The organism is Mycobacterium sp. IDUB_37 (assembly GCF_055419245.1).
Genome location: NZ_JBVAXG010000001.1, coordinates 347094 through 369796 on the forward strand (window position 1 = coordinate 347094; position 22703 = coordinate 369796).

26 protein-coding genes are annotated in these 22703 nt (G+C 64.4%); 21 read left to right on the top strand and 5 right to left on the bottom strand.

The window, feature by feature from the left end; genetic code table 11:
- The first annotated feature begins 142 nt into the window (after positions 1-142).
- Genes mftE through mftG form a run of 3 tightly spaced genes read left to right on the top strand, consistent with a single transcriptional unit; the run spans position 143 to position 3800 of the window.
- Positions 143-937 carry a mycofactocin biosynthesis peptidyl-dipeptidase MftE gene (gene mftE / locus ACZY1I_RS01590; protein ID WP_463752531.1) on the top strand — a complete coding sequence of 265 codons (795 nt, stop codon included), beginning with the start codon at positions 143-145 and terminating at the stop codon, positions 935-937.
- Positions 934-2358, top strand: a complete 1425-nt coding sequence (gene mftF, locus ACZY1I_RS01595) for a mycofactocin biosynthesis glycosyltransferase MftF (protein WP_463752532.1) — start codon at positions 934-936, stop codon at positions 2356-2358. Before mftE ends, mftF begins: the two co-directional genes overlap by 4 nt.
- A gap of 8 nt (positions 2359-2366) precedes the next feature.
- Positions 2367-3800 carry a mycofactocin dehydrogenase MftG gene (gene mftG, locus ACZY1I_RS01600; RefSeq protein ID WP_463752533.1) on the top strand — a complete coding sequence of 478 codons (1434 nt, stop codon included), beginning with the start codon at positions 2367-2369 and terminating at the stop codon, positions 3798-3800.
- A gap of 13 nt (positions 3801-3813) precedes the next feature.
- On the opposite strand, the gene ACZY1I_RS01605 is transcribed toward mftG, so the two are convergent.
- Entirely contained in the window at positions 3814-4518 is a 705-nt protein-coding gene (locus ACZY1I_RS01605) for a PE family protein (protein ID WP_463752534.1), read from the bottom strand.
- Between the two features lie 301 nt (positions 4519-4819).
- On the opposite strand from ACZY1I_RS01605, the gene ACZY1I_RS01610 reads away from it, so the two are divergent.
- Positions 4820-5479 (top strand): TetR/AcrR family transcriptional regulator, encoded by a 660-nt coding sequence (locus ACZY1I_RS01610; RefSeq protein WP_463752535.1) that lies wholly within the window; start codon positions 4820-4822, stop codon positions 5477-5479.
- Here the strand turns inward: ACZY1I_RS01610 and ACZY1I_RS01615 are convergent.
- Together ACZY1I_RS01615 and ACZY1I_RS01620 are read right to left on the bottom strand one after the other, a co-directional pair.
- Entirely contained in the window at positions 5445-6695 is a 1251-nt protein-coding gene (locus ACZY1I_RS01615) for a cytochrome P450 (RefSeq protein ID WP_463752536.1), read from the bottom strand. The genes ACZY1I_RS01610 and ACZY1I_RS01615 overlap by 35 nt on opposite strands.
- A gap of 36 nt (positions 6696-6731) precedes the next feature.
- A complete protein-coding gene (locus ACZY1I_RS01620; protein WP_463752537.1) occupies positions 6732-7118 on the bottom strand; it encodes a hypothetical protein in 387 nt (128 codons plus the stop codon).
- 383 nt (positions 7119-7501) lie between these two features.
- On the opposite strand from ACZY1I_RS01620, the gene rpsJ reads away from it, so the two are divergent.
- The 11 genes from rpsJ to rpsQ are packed head-to-tail and all read left to right on the top strand — an operon-like array spanning position 7502 to position 13020.
- The gene (gene rpsJ / locus ACZY1I_RS01625; RefSeq protein ID WP_085179197.1) at positions 7502-7807 is read left to right on the top strand and encodes a 30S ribosomal protein S10; all 306 of its coding nucleotides are present in this window, start codon (positions 7502-7504) and stop codon (positions 7805-7807) included.
- Between the two features lie 13 nt (positions 7808-7820).
- A complete protein-coding gene (gene rplC, locus ACZY1I_RS01630) occupies positions 7821-8474 on the top strand; it encodes a 50S ribosomal protein L3 (RefSeq protein WP_463752538.1) in 654 nt (217 codons plus the stop codon).
- A complete protein-coding gene (gene rplD, locus ACZY1I_RS01635; protein ID WP_463752539.1) occupies positions 8474-9157 on the top strand; it encodes a 50S ribosomal protein L4 in 684 nt (227 codons plus the stop codon). Before rplC ends, rplD begins: the two co-directional genes overlap by 1 nt.
- Positions 9157-9459, top strand: a complete 303-nt coding sequence (gene rplW, locus ACZY1I_RS01640; RefSeq protein ID WP_463752540.1) for a 50S ribosomal protein L23 — start codon at positions 9157-9159, stop codon at positions 9457-9459. Before rplD ends, rplW begins: the two co-directional genes overlap by 1 nt.
- A 31-nt stretch (positions 9460-9490) precedes the next feature.
- Positions 9491-10333 (top strand): 50S ribosomal protein L2, encoded by an 843-nt coding sequence (gene rplB, locus ACZY1I_RS01645; protein ID WP_463752541.1) that lies wholly within the window; start codon positions 9491-9493, stop codon positions 10331-10333.
- A gap of 21 nt (positions 10334-10354) precedes the next feature.
- Entirely contained in the window at positions 10355-10636 is a 282-nt protein-coding gene (gene rpsS / locus ACZY1I_RS01650; protein WP_463752542.1) for a 30S ribosomal protein S19, read from the top strand.
- Positions 10633-11181, top strand: a complete 549-nt coding sequence (gene rplV, locus ACZY1I_RS01655; protein WP_463752543.1) for a 50S ribosomal protein L22 — start codon at positions 10633-10635, stop codon at positions 11179-11181. The genes rpsS and rplV overlap by 4 nt, the downstream gene beginning before the upstream one ends.
- Positions 11181-12020, top strand: a complete 840-nt coding sequence (gene rpsC / locus ACZY1I_RS01660) for a 30S ribosomal protein S3 (protein ID WP_463752544.1) — start codon at positions 11181-11183, stop codon at positions 12018-12020. Before rplV ends, rpsC begins: the two co-directional genes overlap by 1 nt.
- Before the next feature lie 3 nt (positions 12021-12023).
- Entirely contained in the window at positions 12024-12440 is a 417-nt protein-coding gene (gene rplP / locus ACZY1I_RS01665; protein WP_463752545.1) for a 50S ribosomal protein L16, read from the top strand.
- Positions 12440-12691 carry a 50S ribosomal protein L29 gene (gene rpmC, locus ACZY1I_RS01670; protein WP_463752546.1) on the top strand — a complete coding sequence of 84 codons (252 nt, stop codon included), beginning with the start codon at positions 12440-12442 and terminating at the stop codon, positions 12689-12691. The genes rplP and rpmC overlap by 1 nt, the downstream gene beginning before the upstream one ends.
- Complete coding sequence (rpsQ, locus tag ACZY1I_RS01675; RefSeq protein WP_463752547.1) at positions 12691-13020, top strand: 30S ribosomal protein S17; 330 nt, start codon at positions 12691-12693, stop codon at positions 13018-13020. Before rpmC ends, rpsQ begins: the two co-directional genes overlap by 1 nt.
- 57 nt (positions 13021-13077) lie before the next feature.
- On the opposite strand, the gene ACZY1I_RS01680 is transcribed toward rpsQ, so the two are convergent.
- Positions 13078-13656 carry a TetR/AcrR family transcriptional regulator gene (locus tag ACZY1I_RS01680; protein ID WP_463753455.1) on the bottom strand — a complete coding sequence of 193 codons (579 nt, stop codon included), beginning with the start codon at positions 13654-13656 and terminating at the stop codon, positions 13078-13080.
- A gap of 101 nt (positions 13657-13757) precedes the next feature.
- On the opposite strand from ACZY1I_RS01680, the gene ACZY1I_RS01685 reads away from it, so the two are divergent.
- From ACZY1I_RS01685 to ACZY1I_RS01705, 5 genes are all read left to right on the top strand, one after another.
- Positions 13758-15077, top strand: a complete 1320-nt coding sequence (locus ACZY1I_RS01685; protein WP_463752548.1) for an oxygenase MpaB family protein — start codon at positions 13758-13760, stop codon at positions 15075-15077.
- 104 nt (positions 15078-15181) lie between these two features.
- Complete coding sequence (locus tag ACZY1I_RS01690) at positions 15182-17539, top strand: arylsulfatase (protein ID WP_463752549.1); 2358 nt, start codon at positions 15182-15184, stop codon at positions 17537-17539.
- A complete protein-coding gene (locus tag ACZY1I_RS01695) occupies positions 17520-18173 on the top strand; it encodes a hypothetical protein (protein ID WP_463752550.1) in 654 nt (217 codons plus the stop codon). Before ACZY1I_RS01690 ends, ACZY1I_RS01695 begins: the two co-directional genes overlap by 20 nt.
- Positions 18174-18177: 4 nt before the next feature.
- Positions 18178-19071, top strand: coding sequence for a formylglycine-generating enzyme family protein (locus ACZY1I_RS01700; RefSeq protein WP_463752551.1), 894 nt, complete (start codon positions 18178-18180; stop codon positions 19069-19071).
- A 103-nt stretch (positions 19072-19174) separates the two neighbouring features.
- Positions 19175-20122 (top strand): DUF4436 domain-containing protein, encoded by a 948-nt coding sequence (locus ACZY1I_RS01705; protein ID WP_463752552.1) that lies wholly within the window; start codon positions 19175-19177, stop codon positions 20120-20122.
- A 9-nt stretch (positions 20123-20131) separates the two neighbouring features.
- Here ACZY1I_RS01705 and pstS read toward each other — a convergent pair whose 3' ends face one another.
- Positions 20132-21268: a phosphate ABC transporter substrate-binding protein PstS gene (gene pstS / locus ACZY1I_RS01710; protein ID WP_463752553.1), complete on the bottom strand. Its 1137-nt coding sequence runs from the start codon at positions 21266-21268 to the stop codon at positions 20132-20134.
- A 567-nt stretch (positions 21269-21835) separates the two neighbouring features.
- Here pstS and ACZY1I_RS01715 point away from each other — a divergent pair.
- Positions 21836-22675 (top strand): DUF4436 domain-containing protein, encoded by an 840-nt coding sequence (locus ACZY1I_RS01715; RefSeq protein WP_463753457.1) that lies wholly within the window; start codon positions 21836-21838, stop codon positions 22673-22675.
- Positions 22676-22703: the final 28 nt, after the last annotated feature.

The window sequence follows — 22703 nt, forward strand, 5'->3', positions numbered from 1 at the left end:
TGGTGAAGTGCCATTCGATTGGGTATACGCCTGAAGGCTGATACATACGTGGCATACGTGGCATACGAGCCGCAATTTAGTCTGTCGGTCAACAGGACGAAAAAAAATTTCGATAGTTAAGGCAACAATTGGTGCACGCCAGATGAATTCGTCTTACCATCACCGAATGCCCGTACTCGGCGAACTGGGGAGTGCGACGTCGAGGCAACTCGAAATAACTGCCTCGTCCTCGATACTCATCCCGCTGGGGTCCACCGAACAGCACGGACCCCACTTGCCGCTCGACACCGATACCCGGATCGCGACCGCGGTCGCCCGGGGCATTGCTGGGTGTCTCGGCGAGGAGCACCCGGCCTGGCAGGTGGCGCCCGCCATTGCCTACGGTGCCAGCGGCGAGCACCAGAGTTTTGCCGGAACCATCTCAATCGGAACCGAGGCCTTGACGACGCTGCTGGTGGAGTACGGCCGGTCGGCCACTTGTTGGGCCGCGCGCCTAGTCTTCGTCAACGGCCACGGCGGCAACATCGGCGCCCTGGTCCGCGCGGTCAGCCTGCTGCGATCCGAAGGCCGTGATGTTGTCTGGGTTCCCTGCGTGAGTCCCGGCGGCGACGCTCATGCCGGCCACACCGAAACATCGGTCTTGCTGCATATTTCGCCGGGTGACGTGCGCGCGGACCAGATCCGCGCCGGCAACGAGGCGCCATTGCGCGAGTTGCTACCTTGGATGCGCCAGGGCGGGGTTGCCGCAGTGAGCCAGATCGGGGTGCTGGGGGATCCGACCACGGCCACCGCAGTCGAGGGGAGGCGGATCTTTGGCGAGATGGTCGATGACGGTGTGCGTCGAATTGCCCGATGGCTGCCCGGGCCCGACGGAATGTTGACCGGCGCGCCCGCGGCGATGCAGAGCCGCAGCGGCGCGCAGGGGCGGCGCACATGACCCAGACCCGGCTGCCTGACGGGTTCGCGGTGCAGGTCGATCGTCGAGTTCGCGTGCTCGGCGATGGCAAGGCACTGCTCGGCGGTTCGCCGACCCGGTTGCTGCACCTGGCGCCCGTCGCCCAGAACATGCTCTCCGACGGCCGCCTGAAGGTCAGAGACGAAGTCAGCGCCCAACTGGCGCGCACCTTGCTGGACGCCACGGTCGCCCACCCGCGCCCGGCTACGGGTCCGTCCTACCGCGATGTCACCATCGTTATTCCGGTGCGAGACAACGCAACCGGCGTTCGCCGACTGGTGAGTTCACTGCGCGGACTGCGGGTGATCGTGGTCGACGACGGCTCCAAATGCCCGATCGAGCTGGAAGACTTCGCCGGCGCGCACTGCGACATCGAGGTGCTGCACCACGGGCGTAGCTGGGGCCCGGCGGCGGCTCGCAACACCGGCCTGGCCGCGTGCAACACCGATTTTGTCGCGTTCCTGGATTCCGACGTGGCGCCGCGCCGGGGCTGGCTGGAAGCCTTGCTCGGCCACTTCTGCGATCCCACTGTCGCGCTGGCTGCGCCTCGCATCGTCGGCCTGTCGCAGAGTGAAAATGTGATCGCCCGCTATGAGGCGGTGCATTCGTCCCTGGACCTCGGCCAGCGAGAAGCACCGGTACTGCCGCACAGCACGGTGTCGTATGTGCCCAGCGCCGCGATCGTCTGTCGCGCCTCGGCCATCCGTGAGGTCGGCGGCTTCGACGAGACCTTGCGCTCTGGAGAAGATGTCGACTTGTGCTGGCGGCTCGTTGAAACTGGCGCACGGCTGCGGTACGAGCCCATTGCCCGGGTCGCCCACGATCATCGAACCGAACTGCGCGGCTGGATCAGCCGAAAGGCGTTCTACGGAGGTTCGGCGGCTCCACTTTCGGTTCGGCACCCCGACAAGACTGCCCCGGTGGTGATTTCCGGCTGGGCACTGATGGCCTGGTTCCTGATGGCGCTCGGCACGGGCGTCGCTCAGTTGGCGTCGGTCGTCATCGCGGTGATGACAGGTCGGCGGATCGCGAAAGCCATGCGCAGTTCGGAATCCTCGTTCCAGACATCACTGTGGGACGTGGTCGTCGTGGCCACCCGCGGGTTGTGGTCGGCGGCTCTGCAACTGGCGTCGGCGATCTGCCGGCATTACTGGCCGGTGGCACTGATCGCGGCGATCCTGTCGCGGCACTGTCGACGGGTAGTGCTGATCGCGGCGATCGTGGATGGCGTAGCGGACTGGCTTCGCCGCCGCGACGCCGTCGACGACGAAGCCGAACCGATCGGACTGCTGACCTTCCTGGTGCTCAAGCGCGTCGACGACCTGGCCTACGGGATCGGCCTCTGGTACGGGGTGCTGCGCGAACGCAATGTCGGTGCGCTCAAGCCGCAGATTCGGACGTAACGGCCACCTTGTCCACCCGGCACAGCGACGTGCTGATTGTTGGTGCTGGGAGCGCCGGTTCGGTTGTGGCTGAACGCCTTTCTGCCGATCCCAGCTGTGCGGTGACAGTGCTGGAAGCGGGCCCCGGACTCGCCGATGCGGCCCTGCTGGCAAGTACCGCCAACGGGCTGCAACTGCCGATCGGTGCGGGCAGCCCGCTGGTCGAGCGCTACCTGACGACGCTGACCGATCACCCCGCACGGCGACTGCCGATCGTGCGGGGCGCGACAGTGGGTGGCTCCGGCGCCGTCAACGGCGGCTACTTCTGTCGCGGACTGCCCAGCGACTTCGACCGCGACCCGGTCCCCGGGTGGACGTGGGCCGAAGTCTGCGAACACTTCCGGGCCATCGAAACGGATCTGGACTTCCAGACACCCGCCCACGGTGCCGACGGGCCCATCCCGGTCCGACGCACCAGCGACTTGACCGGGGCCTCCGAAATCTTCGTTGCCGAGGCTTTGCGGGCCGGCTTTCCCTGGATCGACGATCTCGCCGACGTTGGACCCGTGTTGCCCGCCGGGGCCGGTGCGGTGCCGCTGAACATCATCGACGGCGTGCGCACCGGTCCCGGCGCGGCATTCTTGCTGCCCGCGTTGCGTAGGCCCAACCTGACGCTGCTGGCGCAGACCCGGGCGCTGCGGGTGCGTTTCTCCGGGACTACCGCGGTGGGCGTCGACGCGGTCGGTTCCGAAGGCCCGATCACTCTCGAGGCGGACAAGGTTGTTCTTTGTTCAGGCGCAATTCAGTCCGCGCATCTGCTGATGCTCTCCGGCGTGGGGGAGGAAGCGATGCTGCGGGACGCCGGGGTGAAAGTGCGGGCAACACTGCCGGTCGGGGCCCGTTGCAGTGATCACCCGGAATGGGTCATGCCCACCAATTGGGATGTGGCAGTTGACCGTCCGGTGCTGGAAGTGGTGCTCGGTACCAGCGAAGGTGTCGAGATCCGGCCTTATACCGGCGGTTTCGTGGCAATGACCGGGGATGGCTCTGCGGGACATAGAGATTGGCCGCACATCGGAGTGGCCCTCATGCAACCCCATGCCCGCGGGCGCATTTCGTTGGTCTCGTCAAATCCTGAAGTGCCCTTGCGGATCGAACATCGCTACGACAGCGAGTCCGCCGATGTCGCGGCGCTGCGGGCAGGAAGTGAACTCGCACGTGAAATCTGTGGTGCGGTAACCGATATCGGCCCTGCGGTGTGGTCGACGTCGCAGCACCTTTGTGGCAGCGCCCCAATGGGTTTCGAGCGCGATCCGCAGGCTGTCGTCGACCATCGTTGTCGGGTAAAAGGTTTCGAACAGCTATGGGTTATCGACGGGTCGGTTCTGCCGGTGGTCCCCAGCCGGGGTCCGCATGCGACGATCGTGATGCTGGCGCATCGAGCGGCTGAGTTCGTCAGATGAGCCGCGAGTCGCGTCAGTAGCCTGCTTCTTGAGAGGTCACCTGACGGGGTGCGGCAGGTTCCGGGGCCAGCGCCGCCGCCGGTGCTGCGCGTGTTGCCAAGGCGGCCGGCAACGCGGTCACTGGGGACGCGACCGTTGTCTCGGTCTCGGTGGTAGGGCCCGCTTGTAGCGACGGAATCGGTTGACGCCCCACCGACCCTGCCGATCCCGCCGCTACTGCGGACCCCACACCCCCGACCGACCCCAACCCCCCGAGTGACCCCACCGATCCCGTCGGCGCTGCCGCGAGCGCCGGTGCCGCCGCTGTCGAAGCAATCGCCACCGTTTGCGCGACTGCTCCGGTGGTAGGCACGAATTGCGTAGTCTGGTCCGCCAAATGCCCGGCCAACGTTTGCTGGGGCAGGTTGGCCGATCCAGTCTGGAAGCTTGCCAGGTTCGCGGCTTCGCTGACGGCGTACTGCTGGCCGCCGAGACTCATCAGCTGCACGAACTGGTCGTGGAAAGCGGCGGCCTGGGCGCTGAGAGCCTGGAATGCCTCCGCGTGCGCCGCGAACAGGGCGGAGATCTCCGCCGACACCGTATCGGCACCCGCCGGGATCGCAACCCCCGTCGTCGGCCCCAACGCGAACGCGCTCGCGTCGCTGACCGCCGAACCGATACTGGCCAAATCTGTTGCCGCGGTAGCAACATATTCGGGCGCAGCGATTACATACGACATTCCGCCCCCCAGCGTTTGTCTGGCTCGTGTCCACTACCCGCTTGGACCTTCCCCTGAATCGAATGGTAGACCGACTCGCCGCCGTCCGAGGTGTTTTCGCGTAATGCGTACCAATTCGTCGCCGGCTGTCTCGACTGCGGTATGTCGAGTGCGGCGAAAGCGTTGGGCGGCAATGCGAAAAGCGAAGTAGCAAAACAGGACCGGGCCTCGCCGGTTAACTTCCCGGCCGCCAGTTCCTCGGTGCGCTGACCGCATCACGCACAATCAGTAGTCTTGGCATAAGACATGGAGGTGCATCACGGTGAGCGACGGGAGTAACCCAGATCCCCGTCCGGCGCGCTCGCGTGCTCGTCTGCTCGAGGCGGCCGCGGCACTGCTGCGTGCCGGGGGGCCCAGTGCGGTGACCGTGGATGCGGTCACCAGGGCGGCCAACGTTGCCCGAGCCACTCTCTATCGCCACTTTCCGAGCGGAAATGATTTGCTGGCAGCAACATTCAACAGCCTCATACCCGCGCCGCCGATGCCACCGGCGACAGGCTCGTTGCGCGATCGACTGCTGGCACTGGTGCTGGCGGAGGCTGACGCGATCGCCGATGCCCCCGCACTGCTGACCGCCATGTCCTGGCTGGCGCTGGGCCCCGACCTGCAGGAGTTGCCACGTTCCCGCGGCGGCGAGAGCGCGATCAGTTCGCTGCGGGAGCGCATCGCCCAGCAGTACGCTGCGCCGTTCGACGCCCTGCTGGACAGCCCGGAAGCCGCCGAGTTGGGTCAGGTGGACCGGTCCCGGGTGATCGCGTTGTTGATCGGCCCGTTGGTGCTCGGCCGCTTCAGCACGTTGCCGGATTTCGACTATCAGGCAGCGGCGCGCGCCGCCGTCGACGGCTTCCTGTATGTGCAGAAGACCGAAGCCGCAAGGGCGAACGGTTCTAGCGCAGGGAGTACCGAATCGGCAGGTGCTTGAGGCCACCGACGAAGGTGGTGGCAATGAGTTCTGGGTTACCGTTCAGCTCAATGGATTTCAGCCGCGGGATCAACTCGTTGAAGAAGCTGCTGACTTCCATCCGGGCAAGTGCCGCCCCCAGACAGAAATGTACGCCGAATCCGAATGCCAAGTGCTTGTTGGGGTTTCGGCCGACGTCGAAGCGGAATGGGTCGTCGAATACATCCTCGTCACGGTTGGCCGACACGTAGGACAGGTACACCGACTCGCCTTCGGCGATCGGCACCCCGCGCACTGTGGTGTCCTGGGTGGCGGTGCGCATGAATTCCTTTACCGGAGTCACCCATCGGATCATCTCGTCGGTAGCCAACGGCATCAGGCCGGGGTCGTCGGTCAATCTGTGCAACTGGTCGGGGTTTTCGATTAAGGCCTGCAGGCCGCCGGCGATGGTTGCACTGGTGGTGTCGTGACCTGCGGTGGCGATGATGACGTAGTAGGACGCGGTGTCGATATCGGACAACGGCTCGCCGTCCACCCGGGCGTTGGCGATAGCCGAAGCCAGGTCGTCGGTCGGGTTCGCCCGGCGGGCCGCGGTGAGTTCGTTGAAATAGCCGAAGAATTCGAGCAGCACCTGGAGCTGCTCTTCGGCAGTGGTGCCGCGTTGGAACTCGGTGTCGTCCCCGCCGAACATCTCCTGGGTGAGGCTGAGCATCCGCGGGAAGTCCGATTCGGGCAGGCCCAGCAGCGACATGATGACGAACAGCGGGAATTTTTTGGCGACCTCGGTCACGAAGTCGCACTCGGTGCCGGCCTCGAGCATCCGGTCGACGTGAACCTTGGCCAGTTCGCCGATGCGCACCTGTAGTGCGCGCATCGCCTTCGGGCGAAACCAGTCGGCGCCGATGGCCCGCACCACCCGGTGCTGCGGGTCGTCCATGTGGATCAGCGTGCGTAGTCCCATCCCAGCGTCCAGTAAGGACTGCGCGAGGTCATCGGCCTCGGCCGGCGCCAGCAGCGGGCGGGGTGCGCTCACGAACAGGTTGTTGGCCCGCTCGATCTCCACCACGTCGGCATGTTTGGTGATCGCCCAGAACGGGCGGAAGGGCGGACGGTCCACCCACGACACCGGGGCATGTGCCCGCAGGTGCGTCAGTGCCGCGTGTAGTCGCGTCTCATCTGTATAGGAGGCAGGGATTGCGAAGACCTTCGCGGCTTCATCGATGATCGGTGTGCTCATCGGGCTCCTCAGAAGTGGCTGCCCGCCAGCCTAGCTCTAGAGACCCGTTCGATCCTTGATCCGCTGCCGGACGGCGTCCTTGCCCTGCGCCAAGGTCGCCAAGCCCAGCCGGGTGGGGCTCCATCTGCTGTCGCTGTCGACGATGAAACGCACGAAAACCAGTTCAGAATGTTCCAGCAGCTGAACGGCTTCCAATATCGACTCCTGTACCGGCCTGGCGCGCAGGATCAGGCCGGTCCGCTCCGGATATCCCCGGAACATCCAGTCGGTGAGCTCGGACAACGCGACCCAAGCAACGCGCCTGGGCACCTGCGGGTCGAAGGCCGCCATGAGTTCGACGGCCAACTCGGCCGGTGGTGCGTCGTTGATCCAGTCGATCATCGGCTGCGCGACGTCAGATTCTCCCGAATTTGGCCCGAACACGGTTAGGAGCGTACGCGTCGCGGCCTATAAACCCAGCTAGGCTCGGTGCGGACGCCGATCACCTGGGATTTGGCTCGCGCGGTGATCTGGGGCATACTGTTCAGGTTGCCCTGCGCCAGGTTTGCGCCTGGACGGGCATACGACCAGCGCCCACCAGGGCGCGTCCGGTCCCAACCTTGGAGCGCGACTATTTCGGTCGCCTAGAAGGCTGCGTGCGGGTGACACACCCGACCGCGGGGGGAACGGTTGAACCACGACAGGTAAACAGCGGCGCAGTATCCGGCGCAACGCTAGATCGGCCCTCACGAGGGCGGTCGATCTGCGCGCCGGGGGCACCAGGTCCGTTTACGGGCCCCACCAGCGGGAGAAGAGGTAGGAGAAGCGTGGCGGGACAGAAGATCCGCATCAGGCTCAAGGCCTACGACCATGAGGCAATTGACGCGTCGGCACGCAAGATCGTCGAGACCGTCGTCCGTACGGGTGCCAGCGTCGTGGGTCCGGTGCCACTGCCGACCGAGAAGAACATCTATTGCGTCATCCGTTCGCCGCACAAGTACAAGGACTCGCGAGAGCACTTCGAAATGCGGACGCACAAGCGGTTGATCGACATCCTCGACCCGACGCCGAAGACCGTTGACGCTTTGATGCGCATCGATCTTCCGGCCAGTGTCGACGTCAATATTCAGTAGGAGATCCAGAGCAATGGCAAGAAAAGGCATTCTGGGTACCAAGCTGGGCATGACGCAGGTATTCGACGAGAACAACAGAGTCGTGCCGGTGACCGTCGTCAAGGCTGGGCCGAATGTGGTCACCCGGATCCGTACCCCGGAACTCGACGGTTACAGCGCCGTGCAGTTGGCATACGGCGAAATCAGTCCCCGCAAGGTCACCAAGCCGGTGACCGGTCAGTACACCGCGGCGGGCGTGAACCCGCGGCGGCACCTCGCCGAGCTGCGGCTCGACGACACGACTGCGGCGGCCGAGTACGAGGTCGGCCAGGAGCTGACGGCGGAGATCTTCGCCGACGGCGCCTACGTCGACGTGACCGGTACCTCCAAGGGCAAGGGCTTCGCCGGCACCATGAAGCGGCACGGCTTCAAGGGCCAGGGCGCCAGCCACGGTGCCCAGGCGGTGCACCGTCGTCCCGGTTCCATCGGCGGATGTTCCACTCCGGGCCGGGTGTTCAAGGGCACCCGGATGTCGGGCCGCATGGGCAGCGACCGGGTGACCGTCCAGAACCTGGTTGTACACAAGGTCGACGCCGAGAACGGCGTCCTGTTGATCAAGGGTGCGGTCCCCGGCCGCACCGGTGGGCTCGTAGTGGTCCGCAGCGCGATCAAGCGAGGTGAAAAGTAATGGCTGACAACACACTCAAGATCGACGTGAAGACGCCGGCCGGCAAGACCGACGGCTCCATCGAGCTGCCGGCCGAGCTGTTCGACGCACCGGCCAACATCGCACTGATGCACCAGGTGGTCACCGCGCAGCGCGCGGCGGCACGTCAGGGCACGCACTCGACGAAGACTCGCGGTGACGTCAGCGGTGGTGGCCGTAAGCCTTACCGGCAGAAGGGGACTGGTCGGGCCCGTCAGGGTTCGACGCGGGCTCCCCAGTTCACCGGTGGTGGCGTGGTGCACGGCCCCAAGCCGCGCGACTACAGCCAGCGCACGCCCAAGAAGATGATCGCCGCCGCGTTACGCGGGGCGCTCTCGGACCGGGCGCGCAACGGACGCATCCACGCGGTCACCGAATTGTTGGAGGGGCAGACCCCTTCGACCAAGAGCGCCAAGGCGTTTCTGGCCACGCTGACCGAGCGCAAGCGGGTACTGGTGGTCATCGGGCGCAGTGACGAGGCCGGAACCAAGAGCGTGCGCAACCTCCCGGGTGTGCACATCCTGCCGCCGGACCAACTCAACACCTATGACGTGCTGCTTGCAGACGACGTGGTGTTCAGCGTCGAGGCGCTGAACGCTTACATCGCGAGCCACAGTGCAGCCGGCAAGGCTAGTTCCGAGGCGACCGAGGAGGTTTCGGCCTGATGGCGACCATCGCTGACCCCCGCGACATCATCCTGGCACCGGTGATCTCCGAGAAGTCCTACGCGCTACTGGACGACAACGTGTACACCTTCGTGGTGCACCCCGACTCGAACAAGACGCAGATCAAGATCGCTATCGAGAAGATCTTCGCCGTCAAGGTTGCCTCGGTGAACACCGCGAACCGGCAGGGCAAGCGCAAGCGGACCCGGTCCGGTTACGGCACGCGCAAGAGCACCAAGCGCGCGATCGTCACCCTGGCCCCGGGCAGCAAGCAAATTGACCTGTTCGGAGCGCCGGCCTAGGGCCGCGGGCGAGAGAAAGACCTGATTAGACATGGCAATTCGCAAATACAAGCCGACGACCCCCGGTCGCCGCGGCGCCAGCGTGTCCGACTTCGCCGAGCTCACTCGGACGACGCCGGAGAAGTCGTTGGTGCGCCCTCTGCACAGCAAGGGTGGGCGTAACGCCCACGGCCGCATCACGACCCGGCACCAGGGTGGCGGGCACAAGCGCGCCTACCGGGTGATCGACTTCCGTCGCAACGATAAGGACGGCGTCAACGCGAAGGTCGCACACATCGAATACGACCCGAACCGCACCGCAAGGATTGCGCTGCTGCACTTCCTCGACGGGGAGAAGCGGTACATCATTGCGCCGCAGGGTCTTTCGCAGGGCGATATCGTCGAGACCGGCGCCAACGCCGACATCAAGCCCGGCAACAACCTCCCGTTGCGCAACATCCCGGCCGGCACCCTGGTGCATGCCGTGGAGTTGCGGCCCGGGGGCGGCGCCAAGCTTGCCCGTTCGGCCGGCTCCAGCATTCAGTTACTCGGCAAGGAAGCTACCTACGCATCGCTGCGTATGCCGAGTGGTGAGATCCGCCGCGTCGACGTCCGCTGCCGCGCGACGGTCGGCGAGGTCGGCAACGCCGAGCAGTCGAACATCAACTGGGGCAAGGCCGGTCGTATGCGGTGGAAGGGCAAGCGCCCGTCCGTCCGTGGTGTCGTGATGAACCCGGTCGACCACCCGCACGGTGGTGGTGAAGGCAAGACCTCCGGTGGCCGGCACCCGGTCAGCCCGTGGGGCAAGCCCGAGGGTCGTACCCGTAACCCGAACAAAGCCAGTAACAAGCTCATTGTCCGACGCCGGCGCACCGGCAAAAAGCACGGTCGCTAGGAAGTCAGGGAGTAGCCAGCCATGCCACGCAGCCTTAAGAAGGGCCCGTTCGTCGACGACCATCTGCTCAAGAAGGTCGACGTGCAGAACGAGAAGAACAGCAAGCAGGTCATCAAGACCTGGTCGCGACGCTCGACCATCATTCCCGACTTCATCGGGCACACGTTTGCGGTGCACGACGGCCGCAAGCACGTCCCGGTGTTTGTCTCGGAATCGATGGTGGGCCACAAGCTCGGCGAATTCGCGCCTACGCGCACCTTCAAGGGGCACATCAAGGACGACCGAAAGAGCAAGAGGCGATGAGTACCACCACTACCGAATATCCGTCGGCGACCGCCGTTGCGCGGTTCGTCCGGGTGTCGCCAACAAAGGCGCGCCGGGTCATCGACCTGGTGCGTGGCAAGTCGGTGGCTGACGCGCTCGACATCCTGCGCTGGGCGCCGCAGGCCGCCAGCGAGCCGGTGGCCAAGGTGATTGCCAGTGCCGCGGCCAACGCCCAGAACAACGACGGACTGGACCCGGCCACCCTCGTGGTGGCCACGGTCTACGCCGACGGCGGCCCGACCGCCAAACGCATCCGTCCGCGTGCCCAGGGGCGTGCGTTCCGGATTCGCCGGCGCACCAGCCACATCACCGTGATCGTCGAGAGCCGGCCCAGCAAGGACGAGCGGTCGGCGAAGTCGTCGCGGACGCGTCGCGCCGAGGGCAGCAAGGCTGCCGCGACGGCACCGGCCAAGAAGGCACCCGCCAAGAAGGCTCCGGCCAAGAAGGCTCCGGCCAAGAAGGCTGAAACCAAATCCGAAGCCAAGACGTCTGAGACTTCCGACGCGAAGGGAGGCTCAGACTAGTGGGCCAGAAGATCAATCCGCATGGCTTCCGGTTGGGCATCACCACCGACTGGAAGTCGCGCTGGTACGCCGACAAGCAGTACGCCGATTACGTCAAGGAAGACGTCGCGATCCGACGGCTGCTGTCCAGCGGCCTGGAGCGCGCCGGTATCGCCGACGTGGAGATCGAGCGGACCCGCGACCGGGTCCGGGTCGACATCCACACCGCGCGTCCGGGCATCGTCATCGGCCGCCGTGGCACCGAAGCCGACCGCATCCGCGCCGACCTGGAGAAGCTGACCGCAAAGCAGGTCCAGCTCAACATCCTCGAGGTGAAAAACCCTGAGTCGGTAGCGCAGTTGGTGGCCCAGGGGGTCGCCGAGCAGCTGAGCAACCGGGTGGCATTCCGTCGCGCGATGCGTAAGGCCATCCAGTCGGCCATGCGTCAGCCCAACGTCAAAGGCATCCGGGTGCAGTGCTCGGGACGTCTCGGCGGTGCTGAGATGAGCCGTTCGGAGTTCTACCGCGAAGGCCGGGTTCCGCTGCACACACTGCGTGCGGACATCGACTACGGCCTGTACGAGGCCAAGACCACCTTCGGCCGGATCGGCGTGAAGGTATGGATCTACAAGGGCGACATCGTCGGCGGCAAGCGCGAACTGGCCGCTGCCGCCCCGGCAGGCGCCGACCGTCCGCGCCGCGAGCGTCCGTCGGGCACCCGTCCGCGCCGCAGCGGTGCTTCGGGCACCACGGCGACCGGCACTGACGCCGGTCGTGCCGCGGGTAGCGAAGAGAGTGCGGCCGCAGCGCCTGCCGCCGAAAGCGCGCCAGCAGTTGAAGCGCCGAGCACGGAGAGCTAAATCATGTTGATTCCCCGCAAGGTCAAGCACCGCAAGCAGCACCACCCCCGTCAACGGGGTATTGCCAGTGGCGGAACGACGCTGAGCTTCGGTGACTACGGCATCCAGGCCCTTGGGCACGCCTACGTCACCAACCGGCAGATCGAGTCCGCTCGTATCGCCATCAACCGGCACATCAAGCGTGGCGGCAAGGTCTGGATCAACGTCTTCCCGGACCGCCCACTGACCAAGAAGCCCGCCGAGACCCGGATGGGTTCAGGTAAGGGCTCGCCGGAGTGGTGGATCGTCAACGTGAAGCCGGGCCGGGTGCTGTTCGAGCTGAGCTTCCCCAACGAGCAGACCGCTCGCGCGGCGCTCACCCGGGCGATCCACAAGCTGCCGATCAAGGCACGCATCATTACCCGAGAGGAGCAGTTCTGATGGCAGTGGGAGTTTCCTCTGGCGAACTGCGTGAGCTTACCGACGAAGAGTTGAACGAGCGGGTCCGCGAGTCGAAGGAAGAGCTGTTCAATCTGCGCTTCCAGATGGCTACCGGCCAGCTCAGCAACAACCGCCGGCTGCGTGTTGTGCGTCATGAAATCGCGCGCGTCTACACGGTGCTGCGTGAACGAGAACTGGGTCTGGCCTCCGGTCCCGATGGTTCTGACGAGAGTGACGGGAAGGAATCCTGATGGCAGAGGCGAAGAAGGCGGAAGCCGCCGACGGCACCAAGGAAAAGGGTCCGAAGAACACTCCGGCCAACCCGAAGCTGCGCGGCCGTCGTAAGACCCGCATCGGTTACGTGGTGAGCGACAAGATGCAGAAGACCATCGTGGTCGAGCTGGAAGACCGCGTTCGGCACCCGTTGTACGGCAAGATCATTCGTACCACCACGAAGGTCAAGGCGCACGACGAGAACAGCACTGCCGGTATCGGCGACCGCGTTTCGCTGATGGAGACGCGACCGACGTCGGCGACCAAGCGCTGGCGGCTCGTCGAGATTCTCGAGAAGGCAAAGTAGTTCTACCGATTACACGCGAAAGCCCCATTCCCCGACGGGAATTGGGGCTTTTTGCGGCTATCGGGTCGGGCCGATCAGATCCGATCGCAGTCCCTGCACAAACGTGCGCAGTCGCTCCGGCGTCGCGGCGTCGGGGTCACTAAGGCGCAGTTGCAGGAGTTCCCGACCGGCGGCGTAGAGGATTCTTGCGGTGTATTCGGGATCTTGTAGTTCGGGATTGAGGCGGAGCACCGCGCCCTGCAGGAAGTTCCGCACCAGCGTCTGCGATTGAGCAAGCCGCTCATGCAATTCCGGCGGCGCGCCCTGCGGCGGAATGAGGAACAACCGCCACGTCGCGGTATTGGCGTCGACCGCGGTCAGTACCCCGTCGAACGCGCGCACCAGGGTCTGGTTGTCCTCGCTCGGCTCGCCCAATCCGCTGATCGCCTCGAGGAACTGTATGCCGGCGCGGGTGGCTTCCCGGTCGATCAACGCGACGAAAAGCTTTGCGGGATCGCCGAATTGCTGATAAATCAACGATCGATTGATGCCGGCTTCGCGTGCGATGCGGTTCGGCGTGGCCGCGTGAAACCCCTCGGTATCGACGATGGCGTGGGTGATATCCAGAATCTGTTCGCGCCGCCCTTCTGCGGTCATCCGCCGTTTTGGGACGTCCTTGGTCGCGGGGGTCACACTTGACAGCATAACTAACACTTTGTGAGTATTACTCACAAGTTGTTAGTTATGGAGAGGTTCACATGGTCACGTACTACCCGGAACTCGCGCATCGGGTCGCAAGTCAACGGCGACTGCAGCCGGATCTGTACGGCGAGATCAACTTTGACGAGCGGCCGTACCGGCTGACCAAAAAGCTCGGGGACAAGTCATCGCTGCCGCCCTGGGCCGGCGACCGTGCACTGATCCTCGAAGACGACCGCGTCCTGGAGCTGCTGGAAACGGCGACCATGCTCGGCGACGTGGTGGCGGATCCCTACGCGGCTCTGATGAGCAGCCACAGCGTCCCGCATCTGATCGACATGCTGAAGACGGCCTGCCGCGAGGGTATCGAGGCGGTGCCCGACGCGCCCGACGAACTGGTGGCGTTCATCGCCGCCATGGAAATCAAGCCGGATTGGATCGACTTCGATCTGATCGAAGACGGCGCGCGGCAGGCGCGCACCGCGGCGGCGTTGCTGGCCCATTTCATCACGCGCGGCGCTTTCATCGCCACCTTCACCAACATGTACGCGGCCCTGCCGATGGGACTGACCGGTGCGCTCTCGGGCCGCCGTGCCGCGAGGCGCGTCAATGAGACCGCGAGCTTCTTCGCCGTCACCACTTTGCCGGGTGCGCTAGGGCGTTATGGCCCGGGCTTTGAAGCGGCCGCAATGGTCCGATTGATGCATTCGATGGTTCGCTACAACGCGCTGAAGAGGTCCACCAAGTGGGACGTCGACGTCTATGGCGTGCCGGTGCCGCAGGTTGACCAGATGCCGGCCGGAATGATCGGTCAGTATCTGACCTCTCAGCAAGTGCTGCGACAGGAACGGGATGAGTTCAACGACTCCGAACGCGCCCTGGTGGAATTCGGACGTTACCGTTGCTTCCTGCTCGGCTTGCCCCAGGAATTGCTACCCACGACCCCGGCAGGCACCGTGCATGTGATGCACGCACGCGCGGCACTGCTGCGGGACGGGTTTGACTCCGTTTGTCGCGAACTCGTCGACTCCACGATGGATGCCTACCTGCGACCCGCGACTACGTGGTTCGACCGCGCCGCAGAAGCGGTCGAGAAGAGCTACAGCAAGGAAACCTTCGTCCGCGCGTTCTGCAACGGCGACCGCAGTGCCGCCACGGCCATGGGTGTCTCGATCGGACTGGCCGACCGCATTCGCATCGCTGTGACCGGGCCGTTCATCGCGGGACGCTTCGTCGCCGTCAGCCGCGCCAGCAATATCCCGTGGCTTCGTCACGTCGTGGACCGCTATGTCATCAGGCTTCTCAAGCTCAGGCTGGCTACCTACGGCAAGCCCGAATTCACCAGCGACTCTGCGCATTACACCCCGATACCGCAATAACCGCAGATCTCTCGTCGTCAAAGGTCGGAAATCCTCAGCCTTTTTCAACCTGCCGCGTGTAATGTCCACGGACGTTCGGGGTGGTTCATAACAAGTGAGGCTGTATGACTGGGTCGACGGAGTTTAAGGGCAAGATCGAGCTTGATATCCGCGATTCGGAGCCCGATTGGGGCCCGTACGCTGCGCCGACCGCACCGGAGAACTCGCCGAACGTCCTGTACATGGTGTGGGACGACATCGGCATCGCAACCTGGGACTGCTTCGGCGGTCTGGTCGACATGCCGGCGATGTCGCGGATCGCCGAGCGCGGAGTGCGGCTCTCGCAGTTTCACACCACCGCGTTGTGCTCGCCGACCCGGGCTTCGATGTTGACGGGCCGCAATGCGACCACCGTTGGCATGGCCACCATCGAAGAGTTCACCGACGGGTTCCCCAATTGCAACGGCCGCATCCCGGCTGACACCGCGCTGCTCTCCGAGGTTCTCAATGAACGCGGCTACAACACCTACTGCGTGGGTAAGTGGCACCTGACGCCGCTGGAGGAGTCCAGCATGGCGGCGACCAAACGACACTGGCCGACATCTCGTGGCTTCGAGCGCTTCTACGGATTCATGGGCGGGGAGACCGACCAGTGGTACCCCGACCTGATGTACGACAACCACCCGGTGAACCCGCCCGGCACCCCCGAAGAGGGCTATCACCTTTCAAAAGACATCGCGGACAAGACGATTGAGTTCATCCGTGACGCCAAGGTGATCGCGCCGGACAAGCCGTGGTTCAGCTATGTCTGCCCCGGTGCGGGCCACGCGCCGCACCACGTTTTCAAAGAGTGGGCCGACAAGTACGACGGCGTGTTCGACATGGGCTACGAGAAGTACCGGGAGATCGTTCTCGAAAAGATGAAGGCGATGGGGATCGTGCCCTCGGACACCGAGTTGTCGCCGATGAATCCCTACATCGACGTGAAGGGGCCCAACGGCGAGCCGTGGCCGCTGCAGGACACGGTCCGGCCCTGGGACGGCCTCAACGACGAGGAGAAGAAACTTTTCAGTCGGTTGGCCGAAGTGTTCGCCGGTTTCCTCAGCTACACCGACGCGCAGATCGGTCGCATCCTGGACTACCTGGAGGAGTCCGGTCAGCTGGACAACACGATCATCGTGGTGATCTCCGACAACGGTGCCAGCGGTGAGGGCGGGCCGAACGGATCGGTCAACGAGGGCAAGTTCTTCAACGGCTACATCGACACCGTCGAAGAGAGCATGAGGCTGTTCGACCACCTCGGCGGGACGGAGACTTACAACCACTATCCGATCGGCTGGGCGATGGCATTCAACACGCCCTACAAGCTGTTCAAGCGGTACTCCTCTCACGAAGGTGGTATCGCGGATACGGCAATCATCTCCTGGCCCAACGGAATTGCCGCGCATGGTGCGGTTGTCGACAACTACATCAATGTCTGCGACATCACTCCGACCGTTTACGAATTGCTCGGCATCACTGCGCCGGACACCGTGAAAGGCATTGCGCAGAAGCCGCTCGATGGCGTCAGTTTCAAAGCGGCCCTGGATGCTCCGGGGGCCGAAACCGACAAGGAAACGCAGTTCTACACCATGCTGGGCACCCGTGGGATCTGGCACAAGGGCTGGTTCGCCAACACCATCCACGCCGCCTCACCCGCAGGTTGGGGGAACTTCGACAAGGACCGCTGGGAGCTCTTCCACATCGAGGCCGACCGTAGCCAGTGCCACGATCTCGCTACTGAGCAACCCGACAAGCTGGAAGAACTCAAGGCGCTGTGGTTCTCGGAGGCGGCCAAGTACAACGGGCTGCCGCTGGCGGATCTGAACATCTTCGAGACGATGACGAGGTTCCGGCCCTACCTGGCGGCTGATCGCGACAGCTACGTGTACTACCCCGATTGCGCTGACGTCGGTATCGGCGCAGCGGTCGAGATCCGCGGCCGATCGTTCAACGTGGTGGCCGAGGTGACCGTGGAGACCACGGGTGCCGAAGGGGTGCTGTTCAAGCAGGGGGGAGCCCACGGCGGGCATGTGTTGTTCATCCAGGACGGCCGCCTGCAGTACGTCTACAACTTCCTCGGTGAACGTCAACAGGTGATTCAGTCGAACGGTCCGATTCCGCTGGGTCGGCACCTGTTGGGTGTTCGCTACGAACGCGCAGGCACCGTCCCGAACAGTCACACTCCGATCGGCAGCGCGACGTTGTACTTCGACGACCACCCGGTTGGCACACTTCCGGACGTCATCACCCACCCCGGCACCTTCGGCCTCGCGGGCGCCGGAATCACGGTGGGGCGCAACGGTGGTTCGGGGGTGTCCAGCAAGTACAAGGCGCCGTTCAAGTTCACCGGCGGCACCATCGCGCAGGTCACTGTGGACCTGTCGGGTCGACCCTATGAAGACGTGGAAAAGGACCTCGCGCTTGCCTTTTCGCGCGACTGACTGGTCCGCGCTGGTTCTGGTCTGTCTGGCAGCCGCGCTGGTCGGCTGTCAGCAGAACAGCGGGGGCACGGCTGTGCCGAGTCGGCATTCGGACCCCGCCGAGTCGGTGCCCGGAATTGTCGCCACCCGACAGGTGCATATCCCGGCCGATGCGATCGTCTGCGCCGTCACATCTATGGGCGAGGGCAATGCGACCCAGGCCGTGGTGGCCGACCCCGCTGCTCCGCGGATCACGATCAGCGTGCCCAAGGGGTGGCAGTCGGCGCCCGGTAGCGGCGACATCGCGTTGACGATGAGTGGCCCCGATACGTTGGCGGCGACCGTGCGTATCACCGAGACCGGCCTGACTCCGGAAAGTGCGTTCTTGCAGTACACCGCCGCTGTCGGCGGCACCATGCAGCGTCGGAAATTCTCGGTGACGGGTGCGCCGTTCTGCGGCTTCAGTAGTCAGCAACTCACCGGCACCCTGCAAGGTGCGGACGGCGGCATCGACTTCGCCGACCGAATTACCCACGTCTGGACCGACACCAAGCAATACCTGGTCGCCATCCATCTGCAGGCACATTCGGGTGCGGCCGACTTCACAAGCGCGAAAGGCACGTTGACGCAGGACTTCTCCATCGTCATACCCTGAAGCAGTGCTGACAGAGCTGGTTGAGTTGCCCGGCGGATCCTTTCGGATGGGTTCGACCAGCTTCTACCCCGAAGAGGTGCCGGTCCACACCGTGACGGTCGCCGCGTTCGCGGTGGAGCGGCATCCGGTCACCACTGCACAGTTCGCCGAATTCGTCGCGGCGACAGGCTATGTGACGGTTGCCGAACAACCCATTGACCCCGCGCTTTATCCGGGCGCCGATCCCGCTGACTTGGTTTCGGGGGCCATGGTTTTCCGGCCGACGGCAGGACCTGTCGACCTGCGTGACTGGCGGCAGTGGTGGGACTGGGTGCCCGCAGCGAACTGGCAGCACCCGTTCGGTCCGAACAGCGACGCCGGCGACCGGGCCGATCATCCCGTTGTGCAGGTGGCCTATCCGGACGCGGCGGCCTATGCGCGGTGGGCCGGGCGGCGCCTGCCCACCGAGGCGGAGTGGGAGTTCGCGGCCCGGGCCGGTGCGACCGGGACCTACTCGTGGGGGGAGGAAGAGAAGCCCGGCGGCAAATTGATGGCCAACACCTGGCAGGGTCGGTTCCCGTATCGCAACGACGGCGCGCTGGGCTGGATCGGCACATCGCCGGTGGGCAGCTTTCCGGCCAACGGGTTCGGTCTTCTCGACATGATCGGCAACGTATGGGAGTGGACCGCAACCGAATTCAGCGCTCATCACCGGCTCGATCACCCGCCGAAGTCGTGCTGCACGCCCGTCGGCCCCGCCGACCCGGGGATCAGTCAGGCCCTGAAGGGGGGGTCGCACCTGTGTGCGCCGGAATACTGCCACCGCTACCGTCCGGCGGCCCGTTCGCCACAATCGCAGGACACCGCGACCACCCACATCGGCTTCCGGTGCGTGGCTGATTCAACTCACGTCGAATAATTTGGCAGGAGATCGTCGCGGCGCATTGCGGCTGGAATATCTATGAGTTTCAATAGCCTTCCTGCAGCAAATCGAACGTTGCTTCCAAAGAAACGAGCGACCGATGAGCCATCACGTCCCGCCGCCCGGCCCGCCGCCCGCAGCGCCGGCCCCAGCGCCCGCGCCGCCACCGGCGACGAAACCCGCGGGGTCCTCGCGGGGAAAGCGCATCCTGCTCGATATCGGGGTCATCGCGGCCGTGGTGGCCGTGTACGTGCTTTCCCTGGTGGGCGTCCACTTGCTGGCTACCTCAGCCGAGGGGTTACCCGAACCCGACTTCGGCACCACCGACGACACCGTGGTGCAGGTGAAGGTGGAGGAGCTTGACACGGTCAATAACCGTCTCAAGGTGAGTGTGCTTGTCGTTCCAGAGGATTCGAAGTTCGATAAGAAATTTCATGTACTGACCCAAGACCTTGCGGTTCGCATGTATCCCGAAAACGACCTGGGTGATCTGCAGTACCCGGTCGGAAAGTCGCCGGCGCAGCAGAGCACCTTCGTTGATGCGGAGGGCGACCCCGCCAACTGGCCGTTCGACTCCTACAGCACCGGAACCATCTCCGCCCAGGTGTTCGGCGGGACCGGTGAGAACCGTTCCGTCGAAGACGCCCGCATCGAGGTCACCGGATCGGTGGGTGGCTGGGACGTCAGCGTCCGGCGCGTCGGTGAATCCACTCAGAGTTCGCCACGGCCGGACAACGTGATCATCACCTTGCACCGGTCCAAGAGCACGCTGATCTTCGACCTGGGCATCGTGCTGGTCCTGCTTGCGCTGCCCGCTCTGGCGCTGTGGGTGTCTATCCCGATGGCGTTGGGCAAGAAGAAGTTCCTGCCGCCGTTCGTATCGTGGTTCGCCGCGATGTTGTTCGCGGTTGTCCCGCTGCGAAATATCTTCCCCGGAAAGCCGCCCGAAGGGTCCTGGGTCGACCAGGCCATCACGCTCTGGGTGCTGCTGGCACTGGTCGTCGCGATGACCCTGTTTATTTTGGCCTATCGAAAACAGTCGGACTGATCTTCAGGTTCATTCCTCGGCCTGCGCGGAACCTCCGACGGCGCTGATCGCATCGACGGCGTCGGAGACCCGTGACTGGAACTGAGGCGACAGCGGGATGTAACCGATCTTGTTCAGGTCAGCCTGACCGGGGCCAATCGCCGCCTGCAAGAACGCCTTTACCGCCTGGGCGACGTCTTGGGTGGGGTACTTGGAGCAGACGATCTCGTAGGTGGCCATGACGATCGGGTAGACGTCTGGCTGGGCGGGATTGTAGAACGACGAAATGTCGAGCACGATGTCGTTGCCCTGGCCGACGATCTTGGCGCCCCTGATTGTCTTGCCGACCGTGTCGGTGCCGATCCGCACCGGGCGCAGCGACCTGCGGCTTGCCGGGGTCTTGATCTCGGCAGCGAACAGCCCTTGCTTGAGCGCGAAGGACAATTCGTTGTAGCTGATCGCACCCTCGGTGGATTTCACCAGCGCCGCCGTACCGTCGTTGCCCGCGGCGCCGATGCCGACGCCTCCGGAAAACGTCTTGGCGGCGTCTTTGTTCCAGGCCCCCCCGGAAGCGGCGTGCAAATAGGACTGGAAGTTGTAGGTGGTGCCGGACGCGTCGCTGCGGTAGATGACGCGGATGTCCTCTGCCGGCATTGACGCGTTCAGCGCCGTCAGGGCCGGGTCGTCCCAGCGGGTGATGGTGCCGTTGAAGATCTTGGCCAGGGTGGGCCCGTCAAGCACCAGAGAGTCGACGTTGGCGAGGTTGTAGGTGATGGCCATCGGACCGAACACCACGGGAAGGTTCCACGCGTCGGCCCCGCCGCATCGCGCTTTGGCGGCAGCGTATTGATCGCCGGACAGCGGTGTGTCCGATCCGGCGAAATCGGTCTTACCGGAGAGGAAATCGCTGATTCCGGCGCCCGACCCGTTGGCGTCGTACTTGAGGTTCTGTCCGGAGCAGGCCTTGTGGTACGCGTCGAGGAAGTGTGACATCGCGTGCGATTGTGCGGTCGAACCGCTGGCGACCAAGGTCTGCTTGCCGCCGCAGTCCACCTTGGCCCCGTTCACGTAGGGCAGGGTCGCGTGGGCCTCGGTGTCGCAGGCTGACAGTAGTGCCGCACTCGCGGCCAGCAGGATCGTTGCGGCAATCGGTTGTTTGCGCTTCATTTTTTCTGGCTCCCTCGCACGGCGGCGCCCAGCAGCAATGGCGAGGCCGCTATCGGCACATGTTGACATTTACAACTGTCGAAATCGGCTCGCAAGCAAACAACAGATGAACCAGCAGGCGTCGCTAGGTGAATGTCTCGCGCCTGCGCCATCGCCGCAGAATCCTTGCAGGTAGGCGCGGTAGTTGCAGTCGGCTCTCGTTTGCCGGACGCGTCCCTCTCCACGTCAAATGTTGCGGTCGGCTAATTTGCTGTATGGCAAAGGTCGCCGTGTCGTCGAATTGCGGAACGGGCCCAAAACGACCTGTGGTTTACCGCAAGATGGCGTGCGGGTGAAGCTATTTTCGTGGGGACGCGAGGGCGGCGTCAGTTCGCTAGCATCGGACCCCGTGCTGTCCCGACGAGCTGAATCGAATTCGCGGGCCCTAAATGGAGGCGGTCAATGACCACCGAGGCGCCGCCAAGCCCGCCGGCGGATAAACCGCAGGCGGCGGAAAAGCCACAGAAAAAGAAAAAGAAATTCACAAAGAAGTCAAGTAAACCGCGCATCTTGATCGGCGTCGGAATTATGGCGATGGTCATCATCGCCTATGCCCTGTCGCTGGTCGGCGTTCACTTTCTGCAGAGGTCAGAAGGCCCGCTGCCGCCGTTGGACTTGAGCCAGGGCGGGGGCGACGCCACTATCGTGCAGCTGCGCCTGGAGGAGCTGAAGCCGGTAGCTAACCGCCTGACGGTGAATGTGCTTGTCTACCCTGCGATTTCCGCATACGACAATCGCTTCGACGTGTTGGGCACCGACGTCGCCGTGCGGTTGTATCCGCCGAGCGATCTAGGAGACCTCCACTATCCGAAAGGAAGGGCGCCGGCCCAGCTGACCAGCACGGTCGAGGCGCACGGAGACCCCGGTAACTGGCCTTTCGACACCTACAGCACCGAGCCGATCTCGGCCGACGCGTTCGTCGGGCCCGGCGATGCGCTCCGGAAGGTGCCGGCGCGTGTCGAAGTAACCGGATCGCTGGACGGTTGGGACATCAGCGTCAATCGCGTTCACGACACGGCCGCGTTGCCTACGTCACGCACTTTGGACAACGGGAATGTAGTCATCACCTTCAAGAGGGCGAAGGGGCCGCTGATTTTCGATCTGGGCATCTGCCTGGTGCTCATCGCCCTGCCCACCTTGGCGCTGTTGGTCGCCGTTCCGATGGCATTGGGTCGACGAAAGTTTCTGCCGCCGTTCGCAACCTGGTACGCCGCGAACTTGTTCGCCATTGTCCCCCTGCGCAATATCCTTCCGGGTTCGCCGCCGCCCGGTTCCTGGATTGACCAAGCCATCGTCCAATGGGTGCTGATCGCTCTGGTGACTGCGATGAGCCTGTATATCTACGCCTGGGTCCGGCAAGGGGACTGATCTCGCAGCGGTGCCGGCAAAGCGGCTG

Bases quoted from the DNA above. Each gene is read 5' to 3' on its own strand.
- mftE (WP_463752531.1), top strand. From the start codon at position 143: ATGAATTCGTCTTACCATCACCGAATGCCCGTACTCGGCGAACTGGGG.
- mftF (WP_463752532.1), top strand. From the start codon at position 934: ATGACCCAGACCCGGCTGCCTGACGGGTTCGCGGTGCAGGTCGATCGT.
- ACZY1I_RS01605 (WP_463752534.1), bottom strand. From the start codon at position 4,518: ATGTCGTATGTAATCGCTGCGCCCGAATATGTTGCTACCGCGGCAACA.
- ACZY1I_RS01615 (WP_463752536.1), bottom strand. From the start codon at position 6,695: ATGAGCACACCGATCATCGATGAAGCCGCGAAGGTCTTCGCAATCCCT.
- rplC (WP_463752538.1), top strand. From the start codon at position 7,821: ATGGCAAGAAAAGGCATTCTGGGTACCAAGCTGGGCATGACGCAGGTA.
- rplD (WP_463752539.1), top strand. From the start codon at position 8,474: ATGGCTGACAACACACTCAAGATCGACGTGAAGACGCCGGCCGGCAAG.
- rplW (WP_463752540.1), top strand. From the start codon at position 9,157: ATGGCGACCATCGCTGACCCCCGCGACATCATCCTGGCACCGGTGATC.
- rplB (WP_463752541.1), top strand. From the start codon at position 9,491: ATGGCAATTCGCAAATACAAGCCGACGACCCCCGGTCGCCGCGGCGCC.
- rpsS (WP_463752542.1), top strand. From the start codon at position 10,355: ATGCCACGCAGCCTTAAGAAGGGCCCGTTCGTCGACGACCATCTGCTC.
- rplV (WP_463752543.1), top strand. From the start codon at position 10,633: ATGAGTACCACCACTACCGAATATCCGTCGGCGACCGCCGTTGCGCGG.
- rplP (WP_463752545.1), top strand. From the start codon at position 12,024: ATGTTGATTCCCCGCAAGGTCAAGCACCGCAAGCAGCACCACCCCCGT.
- rpmC (WP_463752546.1), top strand. From the start codon at position 12,440: ATGGCAGTGGGAGTTTCCTCTGGCGAACTGCGTGAGCTTACCGACGAA.
- rpsQ (WP_463752547.1), top strand. From the start codon at position 12,691: ATGGCAGAGGCGAAGAAGGCGGAAGCCGCCGACGGCACCAAGGAAAAG.
- ACZY1I_RS01680 (WP_463753455.1), bottom strand. From the start codon at position 13,656: ATGACCGCAGAAGGGCGGCGCGAACAGATTCTGGATATCACCCACGCC.
- ACZY1I_RS01685 (WP_463752548.1), top strand. From the start codon at position 13,758: ATGGTCACGTACTACCCGGAACTCGCGCATCGGGTCGCAAGTCAACGG.
- ACZY1I_RS01690 (WP_463752549.1), top strand. From the start codon at position 15,182: ATGACTGGGTCGACGGAGTTTAAGGGCAAGATCGAGCTTGATATCCGC.
- ACZY1I_RS01705 (WP_463752552.1), top strand. From the start codon at position 19,175: ATGAGCCATCACGTCCCGCCGCCCGGCCCGCCGCCCGCAGCGCCGGCC.
- pstS (WP_463752553.1), bottom strand. From the start codon at position 21,268: ATGAAGCGCAAACAACCGATTGCCGCAACGATCCTGCTGGCCGCGAGT.
- ACZY1I_RS01715 (WP_463753457.1), top strand. From the start codon at position 21,836: ATGGCGATGGTCATCATCGCCTATGCCCTGTCGCTGGTCGGCGTTCAC.